Annotated in this window: 13 protein-coding genes; 4 read left to right on the plus strand and 9 right to left on the minus strand. The window is 68.1% G+C overall.

Features of this window, described 5'->3' with window-relative positions:
* Positions 1-4: 4 nt before the first annotated feature.
* Positions 5-1,438: an aldehyde dehydrogenase family protein gene (locus IB258_RS05700; protein WP_175181824.1), complete on the plus strand. Its 1,434-nt coding sequence runs from the start codon at positions 5-7 to the stop codon at positions 1,436-1,438.
* Positions 1,439-1,492: 54 nt separating this feature from the next.
* On the opposite strand, the gene IB258_RS05705 is transcribed toward IB258_RS05700, so the two are convergent.
* Positions 1,493-1,873 (minus strand): RNA-binding S4 domain-containing protein, encoded by a 381-nt coding sequence (locus tag IB258_RS05705; RefSeq protein WP_054452689.1) that lies wholly within the window; start codon positions 1,871-1,873, stop codon positions 1,493-1,495.
* A gap of 184 nt (positions 1,874-2,057) precedes the next feature.
* Here IB258_RS05705 and IB258_RS05710 point away from each other — a divergent pair, with 184 nt between their 5' ends.
* Positions 2,058-3,914, plus strand: a complete 1,857-nt coding sequence (locus IB258_RS05710; protein ID WP_192352280.1) for an ABC transporter ATP-binding protein/permease — start codon at positions 2,058-2,060, stop codon at positions 3,912-3,914.
* A gap of 18 nt (positions 3,915-3,932) precedes the next feature.
* Here IB258_RS05710 and IB258_RS05715 read toward each other — a convergent pair whose 3' ends face one another.
* A complete protein-coding gene (locus tag IB258_RS05715; RefSeq protein ID WP_192352281.1) occupies positions 3,933-4,736 on the minus strand; it encodes an aspartate dehydrogenase in 804 nt (267 codons plus the stop codon).
* A 176-nt stretch (positions 4,737-4,912) separates the two neighbouring features.
* On the opposite strand from IB258_RS05715, the gene IB258_RS05720 reads away from it, so the two are divergent.
* Positions 4,913-5,410: a GNAT family N-acetyltransferase gene (locus IB258_RS05720; protein ID WP_175181826.1), complete on the plus strand. Its 498-nt coding sequence runs from the start codon at positions 4,913-4,915 to the stop codon at positions 5,408-5,410.
* On the opposite strand, the gene IB258_RS05725 is transcribed toward IB258_RS05720, so the two are convergent.
* The 4 genes from IB258_RS05725 to IB258_RS05740 all read right to left on the minus strand — a co-directional run bounded on the left by IB258_RS05725 (position 5,383) and on the right by IB258_RS05740 (position 10,488).
* Positions 5,383-6,339, minus strand: coding sequence for a BMP family ABC transporter substrate-binding protein (locus IB258_RS05725; RefSeq protein WP_192352282.1), 957 nt, complete (start codon positions 6,337-6,339; stop codon positions 5,383-5,385). The two genes, IB258_RS05720 and IB258_RS05725, sit on opposite strands and share 28 nt — an antisense overlap.
* Positions 6,336-7,313, minus strand: coding sequence for a tripartite tricarboxylate transporter substrate binding protein (locus IB258_RS05730; RefSeq protein ID WP_054452673.1), 978 nt, complete (start codon positions 7,311-7,313; stop codon positions 6,336-6,338). Before IB258_RS05730 ends, IB258_RS05725 begins: the two co-directional genes overlap by 4 nt.
* Before the next feature lie 148 nt (positions 7,314-7,461).
* Positions 7,462-8,850: an amidohydrolase gene (locus IB258_RS05735; protein WP_088156934.1), complete on the minus strand. Its 1,389-nt coding sequence runs from the start codon at positions 8,848-8,850 to the stop codon at positions 7,462-7,464.
* A 144-nt stretch (positions 8,851-8,994) separates the two neighbouring features.
* The gene (locus IB258_RS05740) at positions 8,995-10,488 is read right to left on the minus strand and encodes an MFS transporter (protein ID WP_192352283.1); all 1,494 of its coding nucleotides are present in this window, start codon (positions 10,486-10,488) and stop codon (positions 8,995-8,997) included.
* 144 nt (positions 10,489-10,632) lie between these two features.
* Here IB258_RS05740 and IB258_RS05745 point away from each other — a divergent pair, with 144 nt between their 5' ends.
* Complete coding sequence (locus IB258_RS05745) at positions 10,633-11,265, plus strand: TetR/AcrR family transcriptional regulator (RefSeq protein WP_192328666.1); 633 nt, start codon at positions 10,633-10,635, stop codon at positions 11,263-11,265.
* A 37-nt stretch (positions 11,266-11,302) separates the two neighbouring features.
* Here IB258_RS05745 and IB258_RS05750 read toward each other — a convergent pair whose 3' ends face one another.
* The 3 genes from IB258_RS05750 to IB258_RS05760 all read right to left on the minus strand — a co-directional run bounded on the left by IB258_RS05750 (position 11,303) and on the right by IB258_RS05760 (position 14,691).
* The gene (locus IB258_RS05750; protein WP_192352284.1) at positions 11,303-12,253 is read right to left on the minus strand and encodes a tripartite tricarboxylate transporter substrate binding protein; all 951 of its coding nucleotides are present in this window, start codon (positions 12,251-12,253) and stop codon (positions 11,303-11,305) included.
* A gap of 73 nt (positions 12,254-12,326) precedes the next feature.
* Positions 12,327-13,595 carry a carboxylesterase family protein gene (locus IB258_RS05755; RefSeq protein ID WP_192352285.1) on the minus strand — a complete coding sequence of 423 codons (1,269 nt, stop codon included), beginning with the start codon at positions 13,593-13,595 and terminating at the stop codon, positions 12,327-12,329.
* A gap of 145 nt (positions 13,596-13,740) precedes the next feature.
* Positions 13,741-14,691, minus strand: a complete 951-nt coding sequence (locus IB258_RS05760; RefSeq protein ID WP_054452656.1) for an adenosine deaminase — start codon at positions 14,689-14,691, stop codon at positions 13,741-13,743.
* Positions 14,692-14,712: the final 21 nt, after the last annotated feature.

Raw genomic sequence — 14,712 nt, forward strand, 5'->3', positions numbered from 1 at the left:
AACCATGCAGCTGAATCTGGATTCCGGTTACACCATGACGGTGGATGGCCGCGCGGAAACGTCGGTGCAAACCTTCGATGTGCTCAATCCCGCCACGGAGGAACGCATTGCCACCGTGCCGGACGCGTCGCTGGCGCAGTTGAACGAAGCAGTCGCGGCCGCGACGCGCGCATTTGCGCAATGGAGCGAGACGCCCTTGGAACGGCGCCAGGCAGCGCTTCTTGCCATGGCTGACAGACTGGAGGAATACACCGAAGGCTTCATGCGCCTGCTCACGCGCGAGCAGGGCAAGCCTCACGCCGACGCGCGCGCCGAGGTCGGCCGTTGCGTCGCCTGGCTGCGCGCGACCGCGGCGCGCGATCTGCCCGCCACGCGGCTGGACGACGGCGCCGGCCGCGTGTTCGAGACTCGCCATGTGCCTATCGGCGTGGTGGCTGCGATCGCGCCTTGGAATTTTCCGATGACGCTGGCCATCTGGAAGATCGCCCCGGCCTTGCTGGCGGGCAACACCGTCGTGTTGAAGCCGTCGCCATTCACGCCGCTGACTTCGCTCAAGATGGGCGAACTGTTTCGCGACCTGCTGCCGCCAGGCGTGCTGAACGTGGTGTGCGGCGGAGACCGGCTGGGGCCCTGGCTGACCGAGCATCCGGGCATCGACAAGATCGCCTTTACCGGCTCGACCGCGACGGGCAGGCGCGTCATGCAGAGCGCATCCGGCAGGCTCAAACGCATCACGCTGGAACTGGGCGGCAACGATGCCGCCATCGTGCTGCCGGACGTGGACGTGCGCGAGACGGCCGCCAAGCTGTTCTGGGGAGCGTTCCGAAATTCCTCGCAGTTTTGCCTGGCCACCAAACGGCTGTATGTGCATGAATCCATCTATGACGAGTTCGCCGCGGCGTTGGTGGAACACGCACGGGGCGTGGTCATGGGAGATGGCGCGCAGCCGGGGACAGGGCTGGGGCCGATCCAGAACCGCCCGCAGTACGAGCGGGTCAAGGATCTCATCGCGGATGCGCATCGCAACGGCGTGCGCTTTCTAGCCGGTGGCGACATTCCGCAAGGCAAGGGCTATTTCGTGCCGGTCGCCATCCTGGACAATCCGCCGGACGACGCGCGCAGCGTGGTGGAAGAGGCGTTCGGACCGGTGCTGCCCTTGCTGAAATACCGGGACATCGACGAGGTCGTCCAACGCGCCAATGACACAGACTATGGACTGGGCGGGTCGGTATGGTCCAAGGACCTGGCGCTGGCGCGGTCCATCGCGCGGCGCCTGGAAACCGGCACGGTATGGATCAACCATATCCACGCCATGTCGCCGGACGTGCCGTTCGGCGGGCGCAAGCAGTCCGGGCTGGGCGTGGAGAATGGGCTGGAAGGGCTGCTGGAGTACACCAGCGTGCAGACAGTGGCGGTGTTGGCGGACGAGGCTGCTTGAGCGCCGTGGAAGGCGGCCGGGACATGCGTACGCGTTCCGGCGGCGCCCGGGGACTTACTTGCCCCGCATCTGGTCTATCAGCCGCCGGTCGCGCTTGGTCGGGCGTCCGGCTTCTATGCCCAGCGCGGGCTCGGGCGCCAGGCGGCGCATTTCCGCTGCGCGCTCACGCGCCGCCACGCTTTCGGGCGTTTCCTCGTAGAGCTGGCGCGCGACGGGGGCGGGGCCGCGCACGCCGCTGACGGCCATCACCCGTACATGCAGCGCCGGGTCCTCCTTGCGCACTGTGACCAGATCGCCTGGCGCGACTTCGCGCGCGGGCTTGGCGGGCTGGTCGTTCACCAACACCCGGCCCTTGCCGATTTCCTGCACGGCCAGGCTGCGCGTCTTGTAGAAGCGCGCGGCCCACAGCCATTTGTCTAGCCGGATCTTGTCCATGGTTCCTTACTTGCCGGTATTGCTGCTCAGGCGCTCATGATAGCCGCCGTGGCCCGTCTTGCTGTCAGACGGCTTTCGATCACCCAGCCGGAACGCTTAAGCCAGGCTTAAAACGGCCTGTGCTCCGGAACTCGATGCGCGCGTCTCGTCTAACCAGAAACGCGTATCGGAGGGCAATCGACTCATGGACCTGAACTGGCAGCAGCAACTGGCGGAAAGCGGGCTCTGGCTGGCGAGCGCGTTCGGCATCTCGGCCGTCGCGCTGATGCTGGTCGGAGGCGTGCTTGCGCGTTACACGGATTGGGGACGCAAGTTCTGGCGGCTGGCGCGGCCGTATCTCGATCCCCGCCGCAGTTGGCGGCCCGTGCTGACGCTGGCGCTGCTGTTGTTCCTGGCGATGTTCGCCGTGCGCATGACGGTGCTGTTTTCGTTTTGGTACAACGGCTTCTACAGCGCGTTGCAGGCATTGGATCAGAGCGCCTTCTGGCGCTTTTTGGGCATCTTCTCGGTGCTGGCCTGTGTGCACGTGATGCGCACCCTGGCCGACAGTTATGCCGGGCAGGCTTTCGACATCCGCTGGCGCGTGTGGCTCAACGACAGGCTGACCCGCGACTGGCTGGGCGCGGGCGCCTACTACCGCGGCCATTTCGTCGACTCTCCGGTCGACAACCCCGATCAGCGCATCGAACAGGACATCGCCATGTTCGTGACGGGGTCGCGCACGCTGGCGATCGGCGCGCTGAGCGCGGTCGTCTCGCTGGTGGCGTTCACGTCCATCCTGTGGGGCCTGTCCGGCGCCTTGACGGTGGCGGGCGTGGAGATCCCGCGCGCCATGGTGTTCATGGTGTACCTGTATGTGATCGTGGCGACGCTGTTCGCGTTCAAGATCGGGCGTCCGCTGATCAAGCTGAATTTCCTGTCCGAACGCCTGACGGCGAACTTCCGCTACGCGCTGGTGCGCCTGCGCGAGAACGCCGAGAACGTGGCGTTCTATCAGGGCGAGAACGTGGAGCGTGCCACCTTGTGGACGCGTTTCTCGGCCTACATCGCCAACTTGTGGGCGCGCGTGTACCGGGGGCTGAAGTTCGACGGCTTCAACCTGTCGGTGAGCCAGGTGGCCGTGGTGTTCCCATTCATCCTGCAGGCGCCGCGCTTTTTCAGCGGCGCGATCAAGCTGGGCGACGTGATCCAGACTTCGCAGGCCTTCGGGCAGGTGCAGGATTCCTTGTCGTTCTTCCGCACCTCCTACGACACCTTCGCGCAGTACCGCGCGACGCTGGACCGGTTGAACGGCTTTCTGGACGCCAACGAAGCTGCGCGCGTGTTGCCTTCGGTGCGGACGGAGAGCCTGCCGGACGGCCTGGATATCGAATCCGTGCAAGTGTCGCGCCCCGACGGCACGGTGCTGTTGCGCGACCTGAACCTGAACTTGCGGCCGGGTCAGGCCCTGCTGATCAAGGGATCGTCGGGCAGCGGCAAGACCACCTTGCTGCGCGCGCTGGCGGGCCTGTGGCCCTATGCGCAGGGTGCGGTGCGCCGGCCGCAGGGCGCCTCTGCCTTGTTCCTGTCGCAGCGGCCCTATCTGCCCCTGGGCGACTTGCGCGGCGCGGTCGCGTATCCGGGATTGGCGCAGCCCGAGGACGATGCGCGCCTGGCCGACGCGCTGCGGCTGGTCAACCTTGGACATCTGGCCGGGCGCCTGGATGAAGTCGCGGATTGGTCGCGCATGCTTTCCATCGGCGAACAGCAGCGCGTGGCGTTCGCGCGCGTGCTCTACAACCGGCCCGCCATCGTGTTCCTGGACGAGGCCACGTCCGCTACCGACGAAGGGTTGGAGCATGCGCTGTACAGTCTGCTGCGCGAGGCGCTGCCGTCATGCATGCTGGTCAGCGTGGGACATCGCAGCACGCTGGACGTGTTCCATACGCACAGGCTGGACCTGGATGGCGCCGGGAACTGGCGGGCGGGACCGATGGCGCGGGCGGGCGCTCCGGTAGAGCGCTTGCGCCCGGTGGACGGGCCGCGGCGGGCGGCGGCCTAGCGCGGCGCCCGCCGCGATTCAGGTACCCACGCGCAGCGGACCGGTCAGCTTGCGCAGCGCGGCGACCACGCTTTGCGCGGTGATGCGGCCGGTCTTGGGATTGGCCGAGGGAATGTTCTGGATTTCCATCGAAAACGAGGCCGAGTCGGACACGACCTCGACGCGGTGCAGATTGCGTTCCAGCGAGGGATCGGCCCAGATTTCCAGCGTGGTCTTGTCCGGGCCGATGCCGGCCAGCGATACGCTGACCGCCACGTTCAGGTTGGCCGGAAAGCCCACCGCCGCTTCCCGTGGCGAGCCGCGGAAGATCAGGCGTGGCTCGGTGATGTTCGCGATATCGATGTTGTTGTCCGTCAGGTAGGGCGCGCCCAGCAGGCCGCGCACCGGCTTGCGCGTGATCATGGTGACGGAATGGATGACGCCCTCGGCGGCGGCCGTGATGGCGTCCAGGCCCAGGATGGCGCCCGAGGGCACCAGGATCTGGCCGTGGTGCTGGCGGGCCAGTTCGATCAGGTCGTCATGGCGCAGCAGCGCGCCCGAGCTCAGCACCACCATCTTCTTGCCGGCGCGCAGCACGGGTTCGGCGATGTCGCGGAACACCGCGGCGGGGGCACATTCCACGACCACGTCGCAGTGTTCGTGCAGCGCATCGATGGTGGTGTAGGCGGGCGCGGCCTGAGTCCAGGCAAAGGCCGGCGGAGCCTTGGGATCGCGCACCGCGACGGCGGTGAGCGTCAGGCCGGGCACGCCGGCATCCAGGGATTGCGCCACGGCCTGGCCGATGGCGCCGAAGCCGGCGATGCCGACACGGTAGCTGTTCATAGGGGTCCAGAGTAGGGCCGCGGCGCGCCGCGGGCGGTTCGGAAAGGGGCTGGGCGCCGATGCGATGACGCGGCGCCGGGCTGCCGGCCACTGTAGCCACCGTGCCGGCAGGCGTCAATGCGGAATGGCGACTATGCCCGGCTACACTTTGCGCTTGAGCCTACAGGAGTCGAGGCATGCACATCCTTCCCGAAACACCGGACGACCGCGAGGCGATCTTCACGCTGACGCAGGCCGCCTTCAAAGACAATCCCCACAGCCAGCAGACCGAGGGCCACATCACCAACGCGCTGCGCGAGGCCGGCGCGCTGACGCTGTCGCTGGTGGCGCGGGTGGACGGGCGTGTCGCGGGCCATGTCGCGTTTTCTCCGGTGACGATCAGCGACGGTTCGGCGGACTGGTACGGCCTGGGGCCGGTCGCGGTGCTGCCGGAACTGCAAGGCCGGGGCATAGGCGCGGCCTTGATCCGGGACGGTCTGGCGCGCTTGAAGGCATTGGGTGCGGCGGGCTGCGTGGTGATGGGCGATCCGGCGTACTACACGCGATTCGGTTTTGCGCAGACGCCCGCGCTGACGTATCCCGGCGTGCCGCCGGAGTACTTCATGGCGCAGGTCTACACGGGTGCGGCGCATGGGGACGTTTCCTATCACCAGGCGTTCGAAGCGACCGCGTAGCCGGCGCGGGCAGGGGGCGGCAGCGTGAATTCCGGCCCCGCGTAGTCGGATGCAATGTCCAGGGTTCCCGCTGCGAGCCGGCCCGCCCACTCATCCAAAATACGGCGTTCTTCCGCGCCGACTTTCGTGCCCAGCACCAGCCGCAGCGACGCGGCTTCCTCCAGGCCGTAACGGGTCACGCGGCTCACCGCCAGCGCGCCCGCGGCATGGTCGGCGGCGGCGCGCTGCACGCACAGTCCCGAATCGGCCAGCGCCGATGCCAGATAGACCTGCGGGTCGCGCGCCACCCAGTCCAGCACATTGCCGATCTGCCACACGCCCGTTTCGCGGCACACGCGCGTCACGCCATCGCGGCCGCCGTCCATCATGGCAAACAGTACGCGGGCGTCGCGTGCGGACAGCGCGCGGGCCCAGGCCGCGCCCAGCGCCGGATCGTGCTGGTTGCCGCAGAAGGCGGTCAGCGGATCCTGGCCCGTGACGCGCCGCACGCCATCGGCATAGGCGGCGCGGCCCTTCAGGCCGGGCCGCACTTTTTCGCTGGACAGATGGGCGGCCCGCCCGTTGGCCGCGCGCAGGCCCGCCAACACCCCGGCAAGAAAAGCCGAGTGCTCTTGCAGGATCTCGTATGACGCGACGTTGGCGGCGGTGTGGTGCCCCTGCGTGATGGCGAACTGCGTGCGCGGATAGCGCGGCGCCACCTTGGCCACGGGCGCATCGCCCTGGCCGCCATGCACGATGACCAGGTCGGGAGCGGTGGCGCAAAGCTGTGCGAGGCGTTCGGCGCGCGCGGCGGCGTCGTGGTCGGCGATCCATTCCAGCTGCAAGGGCTGGCCCGCCTGCGCGGCGCGTTCCGCGCCACGCACGGCCGCTTCGTTGAAGCCGCCGCGGCCCGGATGGCCGAACAGCACAAGCATGCGGCGGGCGCTCACAGGCTGGCTCCCGTGGCGCGCACCACCGGTCCCCAGGCTGCGGCCTGGCGGCGGACGAAGTCGGTGAACTCGGCGGGGGATTTTTGCGCCAGCACGAAGCCCTGTCCCTCCAGCCTGGCGCGGATGTCCGCGCTGGCCAGCGTCTGCGCAATGGCGTCGTTCAAGCGCTGCGAGACCGCGGCCGGCAAGCCGGCGGGACCGGACAGGCCGACGAAGTTCTCGGCGATCAGGCCCGGATACCCCAGCTCGCCCACTGCGGGGATGTCGGGCGCCTGCGGCACCGGCTTGCTTGTGGTGACCGCCAACAGGCGCAGTTGGCCGGATCGCAGGAAGGGCAGGTTCTGCGGCAACGCGTCCACCGCGAAGCGAATCTGGCCGCCCAGCAGATCGTTGCGCATGGCGCCAGATCCCTTGTACGGAATGTGCTGCAGGCGCGCGCCGGTTTGCCGGGCATACAGCTCGCCCACGATCTGGCCCACCGACGCCAGTCCGCCGCTGCCGTACTGCACCGGCTGGTCCTGCGCGCGGATCCAGGCGGTCAGCTCCGCAAAGCTGGATACCGGCACGGAAGGATGGACGACGAACACGGTGGGCACCGCGCCCAGGTACGCGATATGGTCGAAGCTGGCGAGCGCGTCGTATCCGCCTTGGGGCATCAGGGCGGGAGAAATGGACAGCGGCGCCGAGTTCGACATCAGCAGCGTGTAGCCGTCGTTGGGCGCCTGCGCGACCAGGCTCGCGCCTATGGTCGAGCCCGCGCCGGGCTTGTTTTCGATGACGATGGGCTGGCCCAGCCGTTCGGCCAGCGTGGGCGCGATGAGGCGCGCGGCGATGTCGCTCGCGCCGCCGGGCGGGAAGGTGACGATGAGCCGGATCGGACGCTCGGGCCAGGCGGATGCGCGCGCGATGCGCGGCCGCGCCAGCGGCAGCGCCAGTGCGCCGGCAAGCATGAAGGTTCGACGGGAGATCGGCATGGCGTGGCTTCTACGTGACTGCCGCGGGGGCGGCAAAGGGGCGTACTGTAGAAAGCCGGGCCGGGCCTGACAAAGAATTTGTAGCCGTTTGCTTATGCCCGCCGCATCGCGCGGCGGGCATTTTTCAAACGCGCGCGGGGCGCGCGGATCAGCTGCCTTTCTGCGCCTGCGCCATGTAGTCCACGGTCAGGTTCGACAGCGCGCGCACGCCGTTGATGAGGCCGGACTCATCGACGTAGAAGCGCGGCGAATGGTTCGGCGCAGCCTTCTCGACGTCGGTGCCCTTGGGCGTCACGCCCAGGTAGAAGAACATGCCCGGCACCTTCTCTTGATAGAACGAGAAGTCCTCCGACGCGGTGGACTTGGGCTGCAGGCCGTAGTTGCCTTCGCCCGCCACTCGCCGCAGCGTCGGGCCCATCTGCTCGGTCAGCGCGGGATTGTTGACGGTGGCGTTGTACAACTCCACCACGCGCACGTCCGCCTTGGCGCCCGCGCTCTGCGCGATCATGTCCGCGGTGCGCGCGATGCGTTGGTGGATGTCCTTCTTCATGCCTTCGTCATACGTGCGGATGGTGCCGGTCATGGCCACGTTGTCCGGCACGATGTTCATGCGGTTGCCGCCGTGGATGGCGCCCACGGTGATGACCGCCGGCTCCAGCATGCTGTTGATCTGGCGGCTGGGGATGGTCTGCAGGCCCAGGATGATCTGCGAGCTGACCACGATGGGGTCGATGCCGGACCAGGGCCGCGCGCCGTGCGTCTGCTTGCCGGTGACGTCGATCCAGAACTGGTCGGCGGCGGCCATGGCGGGGCCGCTGCGCCAGCTGAGCTTGCCCGCCGGATAGGCGCTGGACACGTGCAGGCCGAAGATGGCGTCCACCTTGGGATTCTCCAGCACGCCTTCCTGCACCATCATCTTGGCGCCCCAGATCTTCTTGCCGTCGGGCTCGAAGTCGGCGGGGCTTTCCTCGGCGGGCTGGAAGATGAACTTCACGCTGCCGGGGAGCTGGTCCTTCATGCCGGCCAGGACTTCGGCCGTGGCCATCAGGATGGCGGTGTGGGTGTCATGGCCGCAGGCATGCATCACGTCCACTTCCTTGCCCAGGTAGGTGCCCTTGGCCTTGGACGCGAAGGGCAGGTCCACTTGCTCCTTGACGGGCAGCGCGTCCATGTCGGCGCGCAGCGCCACCACCGGCCCGGGCTTGCCGCCCTTGAGCACGGCGACCACGCCAGTGCCGGCAACGCCGGTTTTCACTTCCATGCCAAGCGCGCGCAGGTGATCGGCGACCAGCTTGGCGGTGCGGTTTTCCTGGTTGCCCAGTTCGGGGTGTTCGTGGATATCTCGGCGCCAGGCGATGAGCTTGTCTTCGATGGCCTTGGCGCGTTGATCGATCTGCGCGGCCAATGCCGGATTGGGCGCGGGGACCAGCGGGCCTTGCGTGCCGGGCGCGCTTTGCGCGGCGGCCGGACCCGCCATCAGCAGGTGGGCGGCGAGCGCCAGCGGGGCCAGGCGGAACAGGGGTTTGCGGTAAGGCATGCTTTGCTCTCCTCGTGGTTGTTAACCTGTTATTGGACGAGGATCTTACCGAAGCGCAAGACGGCGCGAGCGTTTGTTACCAACGCTTAAAAACAGGCTGTTTTGATTCCGGCCGATGGAATTCCGCGCGCCGGAATCCGCGAGTCATGCGGCGTGCAGGACGTTCTTTGCGCCGCGCGCGAGGAACAGCAGCAACAGTGCCGCCAGCAACGATGCGGCGCCTGCGAAAAGCATGGCGGCATGGAAGCCGCCGGCCAGCGCGGCCGCGGCCAGTTCGGCCGCATTGGCGGGTTGCGCCGGCAGTTCATGCAAGGTGATGGCAGCCCGCGCCAGCGCCTGCGCGTCGGGTGCGCCCCGTTGCGCGAGCGAGGCCGTCAGCGCTTCGATGGCGCGTCCGCTCATCAGCGCGCCCAGGAGCGCGATGCCTATCGTCATGCCGGTCTGGCGCAGCGCGTTCATGGTAGCGGAGGCCATGCCGGAACGCTCGCGCGGCACCGTGGCCATCACGGCCATGCTGGTCGATGGCACGGCCAGGCCGGTGCCCAGGCCCAACAGGACCAGCAGGGAGCCGGACACGAGGTAAGGCGTGTGCGCTTCGAAGCGCGTCATGCCCAGCATGGCCAGGCCGATGAAGGCGAAGCCCGCGATCATCAGGCGCGGCAGGCCGAAGCGCAGGTTGAGCCGGCCGAACACCAGCGACACCAGCCCGGCCGCGGCGAACTGCGGCGCCAACTGCCAGCCAGTGGCTAGTGGCGACAGTCCTTGCACGTGTTGCAGGTAGAGCGAAAAGAAGAACAGGCTGCTGTAGGCGGAGAAGCCCAGCACGAAGGAGGCGAAGTTGGTGATGGCGAAGCCGGCATCGCGGAACAATCCCAACGGCAGGATGGGCCGCGCGGCGCGGTGCTCAACCCACAGAAAGGCGAGCAGCCCGACGGCGGCGATGGCGAGCGCGGCCGTGGCTTGCGGTGCAGCCCAGCCGTGTTCGCCGGCGGCGATCAGCCCATAGGTCAGCGCGCCCAGCCACAGCACGCTAAGCGCCTGGCCCGCGGGATCGAAGGCTGCGTGTTCGGGATGGGCGCTTTCCGTGATGCTCCAGGCGCCCAGCGCGATGGCCAGGGCGCCCACCGGCAGGTTGATGAGGAAGATGCTCTGCCAGTTGAAGTGGGCGACCAGCACGCCGCCCAGCATGGGGCCCACGATGAGCGAAATCGCGTTGCACGAGGCCCAGATGCCGATGGCCTGGGCGCGTTCCTTGGGATCGGGAAAGGCCTGGGTCAGAAGTGACAGCGCGCCCGGCACCAGCAGGGCGCCGGCCACGCCCTGCACGGCGCGGCCGATCAGCAGCGCCGTCAGGTTGTCCGCCAGGCCGCACAGCGCGGATCCCGCGGTGAACAGCAGCACGCCGGCCAGCCAGGAACGCTTGCGTCCATAGCGGTCGCCCAAAGGCCCAGCGGACAGCATGAAGGCCGACAGGAACAGGGCGTAGGCGTCCACCACCCATTGCAGTCCGGCCATGTCGATGCGCAGGGCCGCCTGCATGGTGGGCAGCGCCACGTTGACGATGCTGATGTCCAGGATGGTGATGAAGCTGCCCAGGTTGACGGCGAGGACCAGGGCGCGGCGGCGTGCGGGATGCATGGCGGGATGCTGAGTGGGGGAAGGTGTATTCTATGCATCGACCGACCGTCGGTCAATGAAAAGAAGAACGATTCTCAGCTTTTGATCGCGGCCCTGTGCCTCCTCTACACTGGCGCCTTGCTGCTGACCTGACCCCTGGACGATATGCCCGCTGCTCCCGCCGACCCGCTTTCCCTGCCTGGCACGGACGCCGCTCCCAAGCCCCGCACCAAGCCGGCCGCCGTGCGGCTGGACGAGTTGATGGCGGCTGCGCAAGCGCTCTTCATCCAGAAGGGTGTCGAGGCCACCACCATCAACGAGATCGTGGAACGCGCCGGCGTGGCCAAGGGCACGTTCTATCACTACTTCACGTCCAAGAACGACATGCTGGCGGCGCTGCGCGCCAAGTTCTCGCAAGGGTTCCTGGACCATATCGACAGCGAAGTGCGGGCCTGTGCGCCGGACGATGGCGTGGCGCGGCTGCGGGCCTGGACCCGCGCCGGCGTCGAGGCCTACTTCGACGGCTACGAGCTGCATGACGTGGTGTTCCACGACGCCCAGCATCCCGATCGCGGCGTGGCTGAAAAAAGCGCCGTGCTGGAACAGCTGGAAGCGATACTCGAGGCCGGCGCGCGTGCCGGCTGCTGGAAGCTGGACGATGCGGCGCTGGCCGCCATCGTCCTGTACCACGGCATGCATGGCGCGGTGGACGCCTCCATCGCGCAGGGCCGGCGCGACGCGCAAGCGTTGTCCGGCTCCTTGTCGGCGATGTTCCTGCGCACGCTGGGCGCGGCCTGAAGGGCGCGTCTTCAAACCCGCGCCGCTGCAAGCGCCGCTATTGCAGCTTGATGCCCAGTTCCTTGATCAGTGGTCCCATGTCGGCGCGGTCGGCTTCGATGGTCGCGGCCAGCTCCTCGGGCGTGCTGCCGATGGGGATCATGCCCAGGGTTTCCATCTGCGCGCGCATCGCCGGTTCCTTCAGGATGTCCGCCACCGATTTCTGGATCAGCGCCACGCGGTCGTCCGGAATGCCGGCGGGCGCCATCAGTCCGATCCAGGGCTGCGGCGCGTAGTCCTTCAATCCGGATTCCTTCAGCGTGGGCGTGTCGGGCAGGCCGCCGAAGCGCTCCGGGCTGGTGATCGCCAGCGCGCGCAGCCGGCCGCTTTCGATCAGGCCCTTGGAACTCGAAGGCGCGTCCAGGCCCACGTCCAACTGGCCGCCGATCAGGTCGTTCTGCGTCTTGCCCGACGAGGACGAGGGCACGTACAAAGCCTTGATGCCGGCGCGCCGCGCCGTCTGTTCCCAGACCAGATGGAACGCCGTGCCGATGGAGAACGAACCCACGCTGAGGTTGCGCGTCTTGCTTTCGCGCACGAAGTCTTCCCACGTTTTGAGCGGACTGTCCTTGGGCACGATGAAGATGAAGGGCGTGCGCGCCACCAGCGAGATCGGCTTGAGGTCCTTCTGTGTGTCGAACGGCAGGCTGTCCACGGCGAAGGGCACGATGGTGACGGACGAGGCCACCACCATGCCCAAGGTGTAGCCGTCGGGCGCGGACTTGACCAATGCGCCGGTGCTGATGATGCCGGACGCGCCCGGCTTGTTCTCCACCACCACGGGCTGGCCCCAGGCAGCGCCCAGTTTGCTGGCCAGCACGCGCAGCATGACGTCCACGGGACCGCCGGGCGGGTTGGACACGATGATCTTGACGGGCTTGTCCGGATAGGCGGCGGTAGCCGCCAGCGGCGCCAGCAGCGCCAGCGCGAGCGCGGTTTGCTTGAACATGGAATTCCCCTTGTTTTGATGTGTTGGATGCGCGGGCGGCGTCCGCTCGCGCCAGCGCGCAGGCCGTCCCGGCTCAGGCCAGGATCTGCATGTGCGGGGCCGACGGCCAGCCTGGCGCGTCGCCGCGGATGAACGCGATCCACGCCTGCTGCGTGGCGCGTGCAAGCTGCCGCGCCTGTTCCGCCGGCAGGCCGGCAAGCATGGGCGCGCCGGCGAATGCCGCCAATGTGTCGAAGACGAAGGGCAGCTCGATGCAATGGCAGGCGCCGAAGGCCGCCGTGGGCGCCACGTCAAAGCGCGCCAGCCAGGCTTGGCGGCCTTGGGCCGCGGCGTCGGCGGCCCACTGGCGCGAGGGCGCACCGAATACCGCGTCGCCCAGATCCTGGTCGGAGGCAGTGCGGCCATTGCCGGGAAAGGCGGCCATTTCGTCGCGCGTGTAGCAGACCAGCACGTCGGCGCGGGACGAGGCCCGCTTGAGCGCGGGGGCGATGTCCTGTGGCAGCACCTGGCCGTCGAGCACCGGCGCGAACTGGCTGCGGCTGCTGCCTTCGGCGCGCAGGGTTTCGGCGACGGCGGGCGCCTGCTGCGCCGCCAGCAATGCCGCCACGGGCAGTTCGCGCGCGGCTTCCAGGGAATCGGCTCCCGCGGCGCGCAGGAAGGCCTGTCCCAGCGCATCGGCCTGCTTTGCGCTGCGAAACCCCCGGCCCAGCGCCGCGCTTTGCAGGATGGCGCGGGAGAAGCGCGGCTGGCGCGCCAGCATGGCGCAGATCGAGGATGCGCCCGCCGACTGGCCCATGACGGTGACTTGCTCGGGATCGCCGCCCAGGTCCTGGATGTTGTCCAGCACCCAATCGATGGCGGCTTCCTGGTCCAGCAGGCCCGCGTTGGCCGTCTGGCCAGGCACGTACAGCCAGCCCAGCGCGGCCAGCCGGTAGTTGACCGCGACCACCACCATGTCGCCGCGCTGCGCGAGGCTCGCGCCGTCATACCAGTCCAGCGCGCCGCCGCCGCTTTGCCAGGCGCCGCCATGCAGCCACACGACGATCGGCCGCCGCCTGCCGTCGGCGGCGGGCGTCCATACGGTCAGGTGCAGGCAGTCCTCGGAGTGTTCGGCGTCGAAGTCGCCCATGGCGCCGCGCAGGCGCGAGGGCAGTTGCGGCGCGACCGGTCCCGGCCGGGTGGCGTCAAGCTTGCCGCGCCATGCTGCGGGCTGCGGCGGTGCGAAGCGCAGGCGGCCAACGGGCGCCTGCGCGTAGGGAATGGCGCTGTAGCGGCACACGCCGCTCTCCTGCACGCCGGTCAGCGTGCCTGCCTGCAGCGACGCTTCCACGAACTGACTCATATCCTGCCCCTTGTTTCTGGTCTGTAGCCCGGCCGCGGCAGGCGCCGCGGCGGTCGGACTATGGTAGGGAGGAATGGGCCGCGCCAGGCATGCAGGTTTTGAACATTGCCATGCGCAATCCGCATGGCTGGGGCCGGAGCGCCGGCTACTTGAGGATGCGCGCGTCCAGGCTGTTGTCCGCCAGGGCCTGGGCCTGCGCCCGCGACATGCCCAGATGCTCGTACAGCGCGTGGAAGTTCTCGTTGACGTAGCCGCCGAAATACGCGGGATCGTCGGAGTTGACGGTGACCTTCACGCCCGCGTCCAGCAGCGACAGGATGTTGTGGTCGCGCATGTGCTGGAACACGCGCAGCCGGGTGTTGGATAGCGGACAGACCGTCAGCGGGATCTGCTCGTCGATCAGGCGCGCAATCAATTTCGGGTCTTCGGCGGCGCGCACGCCGTGGTCGATGCGCAGCACCTTCAGCAGGTCCAGCGCTTCCCAGATGTATTCCGGCGGGCCTTCCTCGCCGGCGTGCGCAACGCCCGGCAGTCCCTCGGCGCGGGCGCGGTCGAACACGCGCTGGAACAGACGCGGCGGAAAGCCCATTTCGCTGCTGTCCAGGCCGACGGCGATGAACGCGTCGCGGTGGGGCAGGGCGGCTTCCAGCGTGCGCATGGCCTGCTCTTCGGGCAGATGGCGCAGAAAGCTCAGGATCAGTCCGCTGCTTACGCCCAGCTGCTTGCGGCCGTCTTCGAGGGCCTGGTTGATGCCGGTCAGCACTACGTCGAACGGCACGCCGCGATCGGTATGGGTCTGCGGGTCGAAGAACGGTTCGGTATGAACGACGTTCTGCTCGCGGCACTTGAGCAGATAGGCCCAGGTCAGGTCGTAGAAATCCTGCTCGGTGCGCAGCACGTCCGCGCCGCGGTAATAGAGGTCCAGGAATTCCTGGAGATTGCCGTAGTCGTAGGCCGCGCGCAGGGACTCGATGTCCGGCCACGGCAGCGCCACGCCGTTGCGCTGCGCCAGCCGGAACAGCAGCTCGGGTTCGAGCGAACCTTCCAGGTGCAGGTGCAATTCCGCCTTGGGCAGTGCGTTGAGCCAGTCGTACATGGGTGCTCCGATCAAAAAGTG

This window comes from Achromobacter sp. ACM02 (assembly GCF_014851605.1).
Classification (GTDB): domain Bacteria; phylum Pseudomonadota; class Gammaproteobacteria; order Burkholderiales; family Burkholderiaceae_B; genus Achromobacter; species Achromobacter aegrifaciens.

Excerpts from the sequence above, each read along its gene's own strand:
- IB258_RS05750 (WP_192352284.1), bottom strand. The coding sequence starts at position 12,253 with ATGTTCAAGCAAACCGCGCTCGCGCTGGCGCTGCTGGCGCCGCTGGCG.
- IB258_RS05735 (WP_088156934.1), bottom strand. The coding sequence starts at position 8,850 with ATGCCTTACCGCAAACCCCTGTTCCGCCTGGCCCCGCTGGCGCTCGCC.
- IB258_RS05730 (WP_054452673.1), bottom strand. The coding sequence starts at position 7,313 with ATGCCGATCTCCCGTCGAACCTTCATGCTTGCCGGCGCACTGGCGCTG.
- IB258_RS05715 (WP_192352281.1), bottom strand. The coding sequence starts at position 4,736 with ATGAACAGCTACCGTGTCGGCATCGCCGGCTTCGGCGCCATCGGCCAG.
- IB258_RS05760 (WP_054452656.1), bottom strand. The coding sequence starts at position 14,691 with ATGTACGACTGGCTCAACGCACTGCCCAAGGCGGAATTGCACCTGCAC.
- IB258_RS05720 (WP_175181826.1), top strand. The coding sequence starts at position 4,913 with ATGCACATCCTTCCCGAAACACCGGACGACCGCGAGGCGATCTTCACG.
- IB258_RS05755 (WP_192352285.1), bottom strand. The coding sequence starts at position 13,595 with ATGAGTCAGTTCGTGGAAGCGTCGCTGCAGGCAGGCACGCTGACCGGC.
- IB258_RS05740 (WP_192352283.1), bottom strand. The coding sequence starts at position 10,488 with ATGCATCCCGCACGCCGCCGCGCCCTGGTCCTCGCCGTCAACCTGGGC.
- IB258_RS05710 (WP_192352280.1), top strand. The coding sequence starts at position 2,058 with ATGGACCTGAACTGGCAGCAGCAACTGGCGGAAAGCGGGCTCTGGCTG.
- IB258_RS05745 (WP_192328666.1), top strand. The coding sequence starts at position 10,633 with ATGCCCGCTGCTCCCGCCGACCCGCTTTCCCTGCCTGGCACGGACGCC.
- IB258_RS05705 (WP_054452689.1), bottom strand. The coding sequence starts at position 1,873 with ATGGACAAGATCCGGCTAGACAAATGGCTGTGGGCCGCGCGCTTCTAC.
- IB258_RS05700 (WP_175181824.1), top strand. The coding sequence starts at position 5 with ATGCAGCTGAATCTGGATTCCGGTTACACCATGACGGTGGATGGCCGC.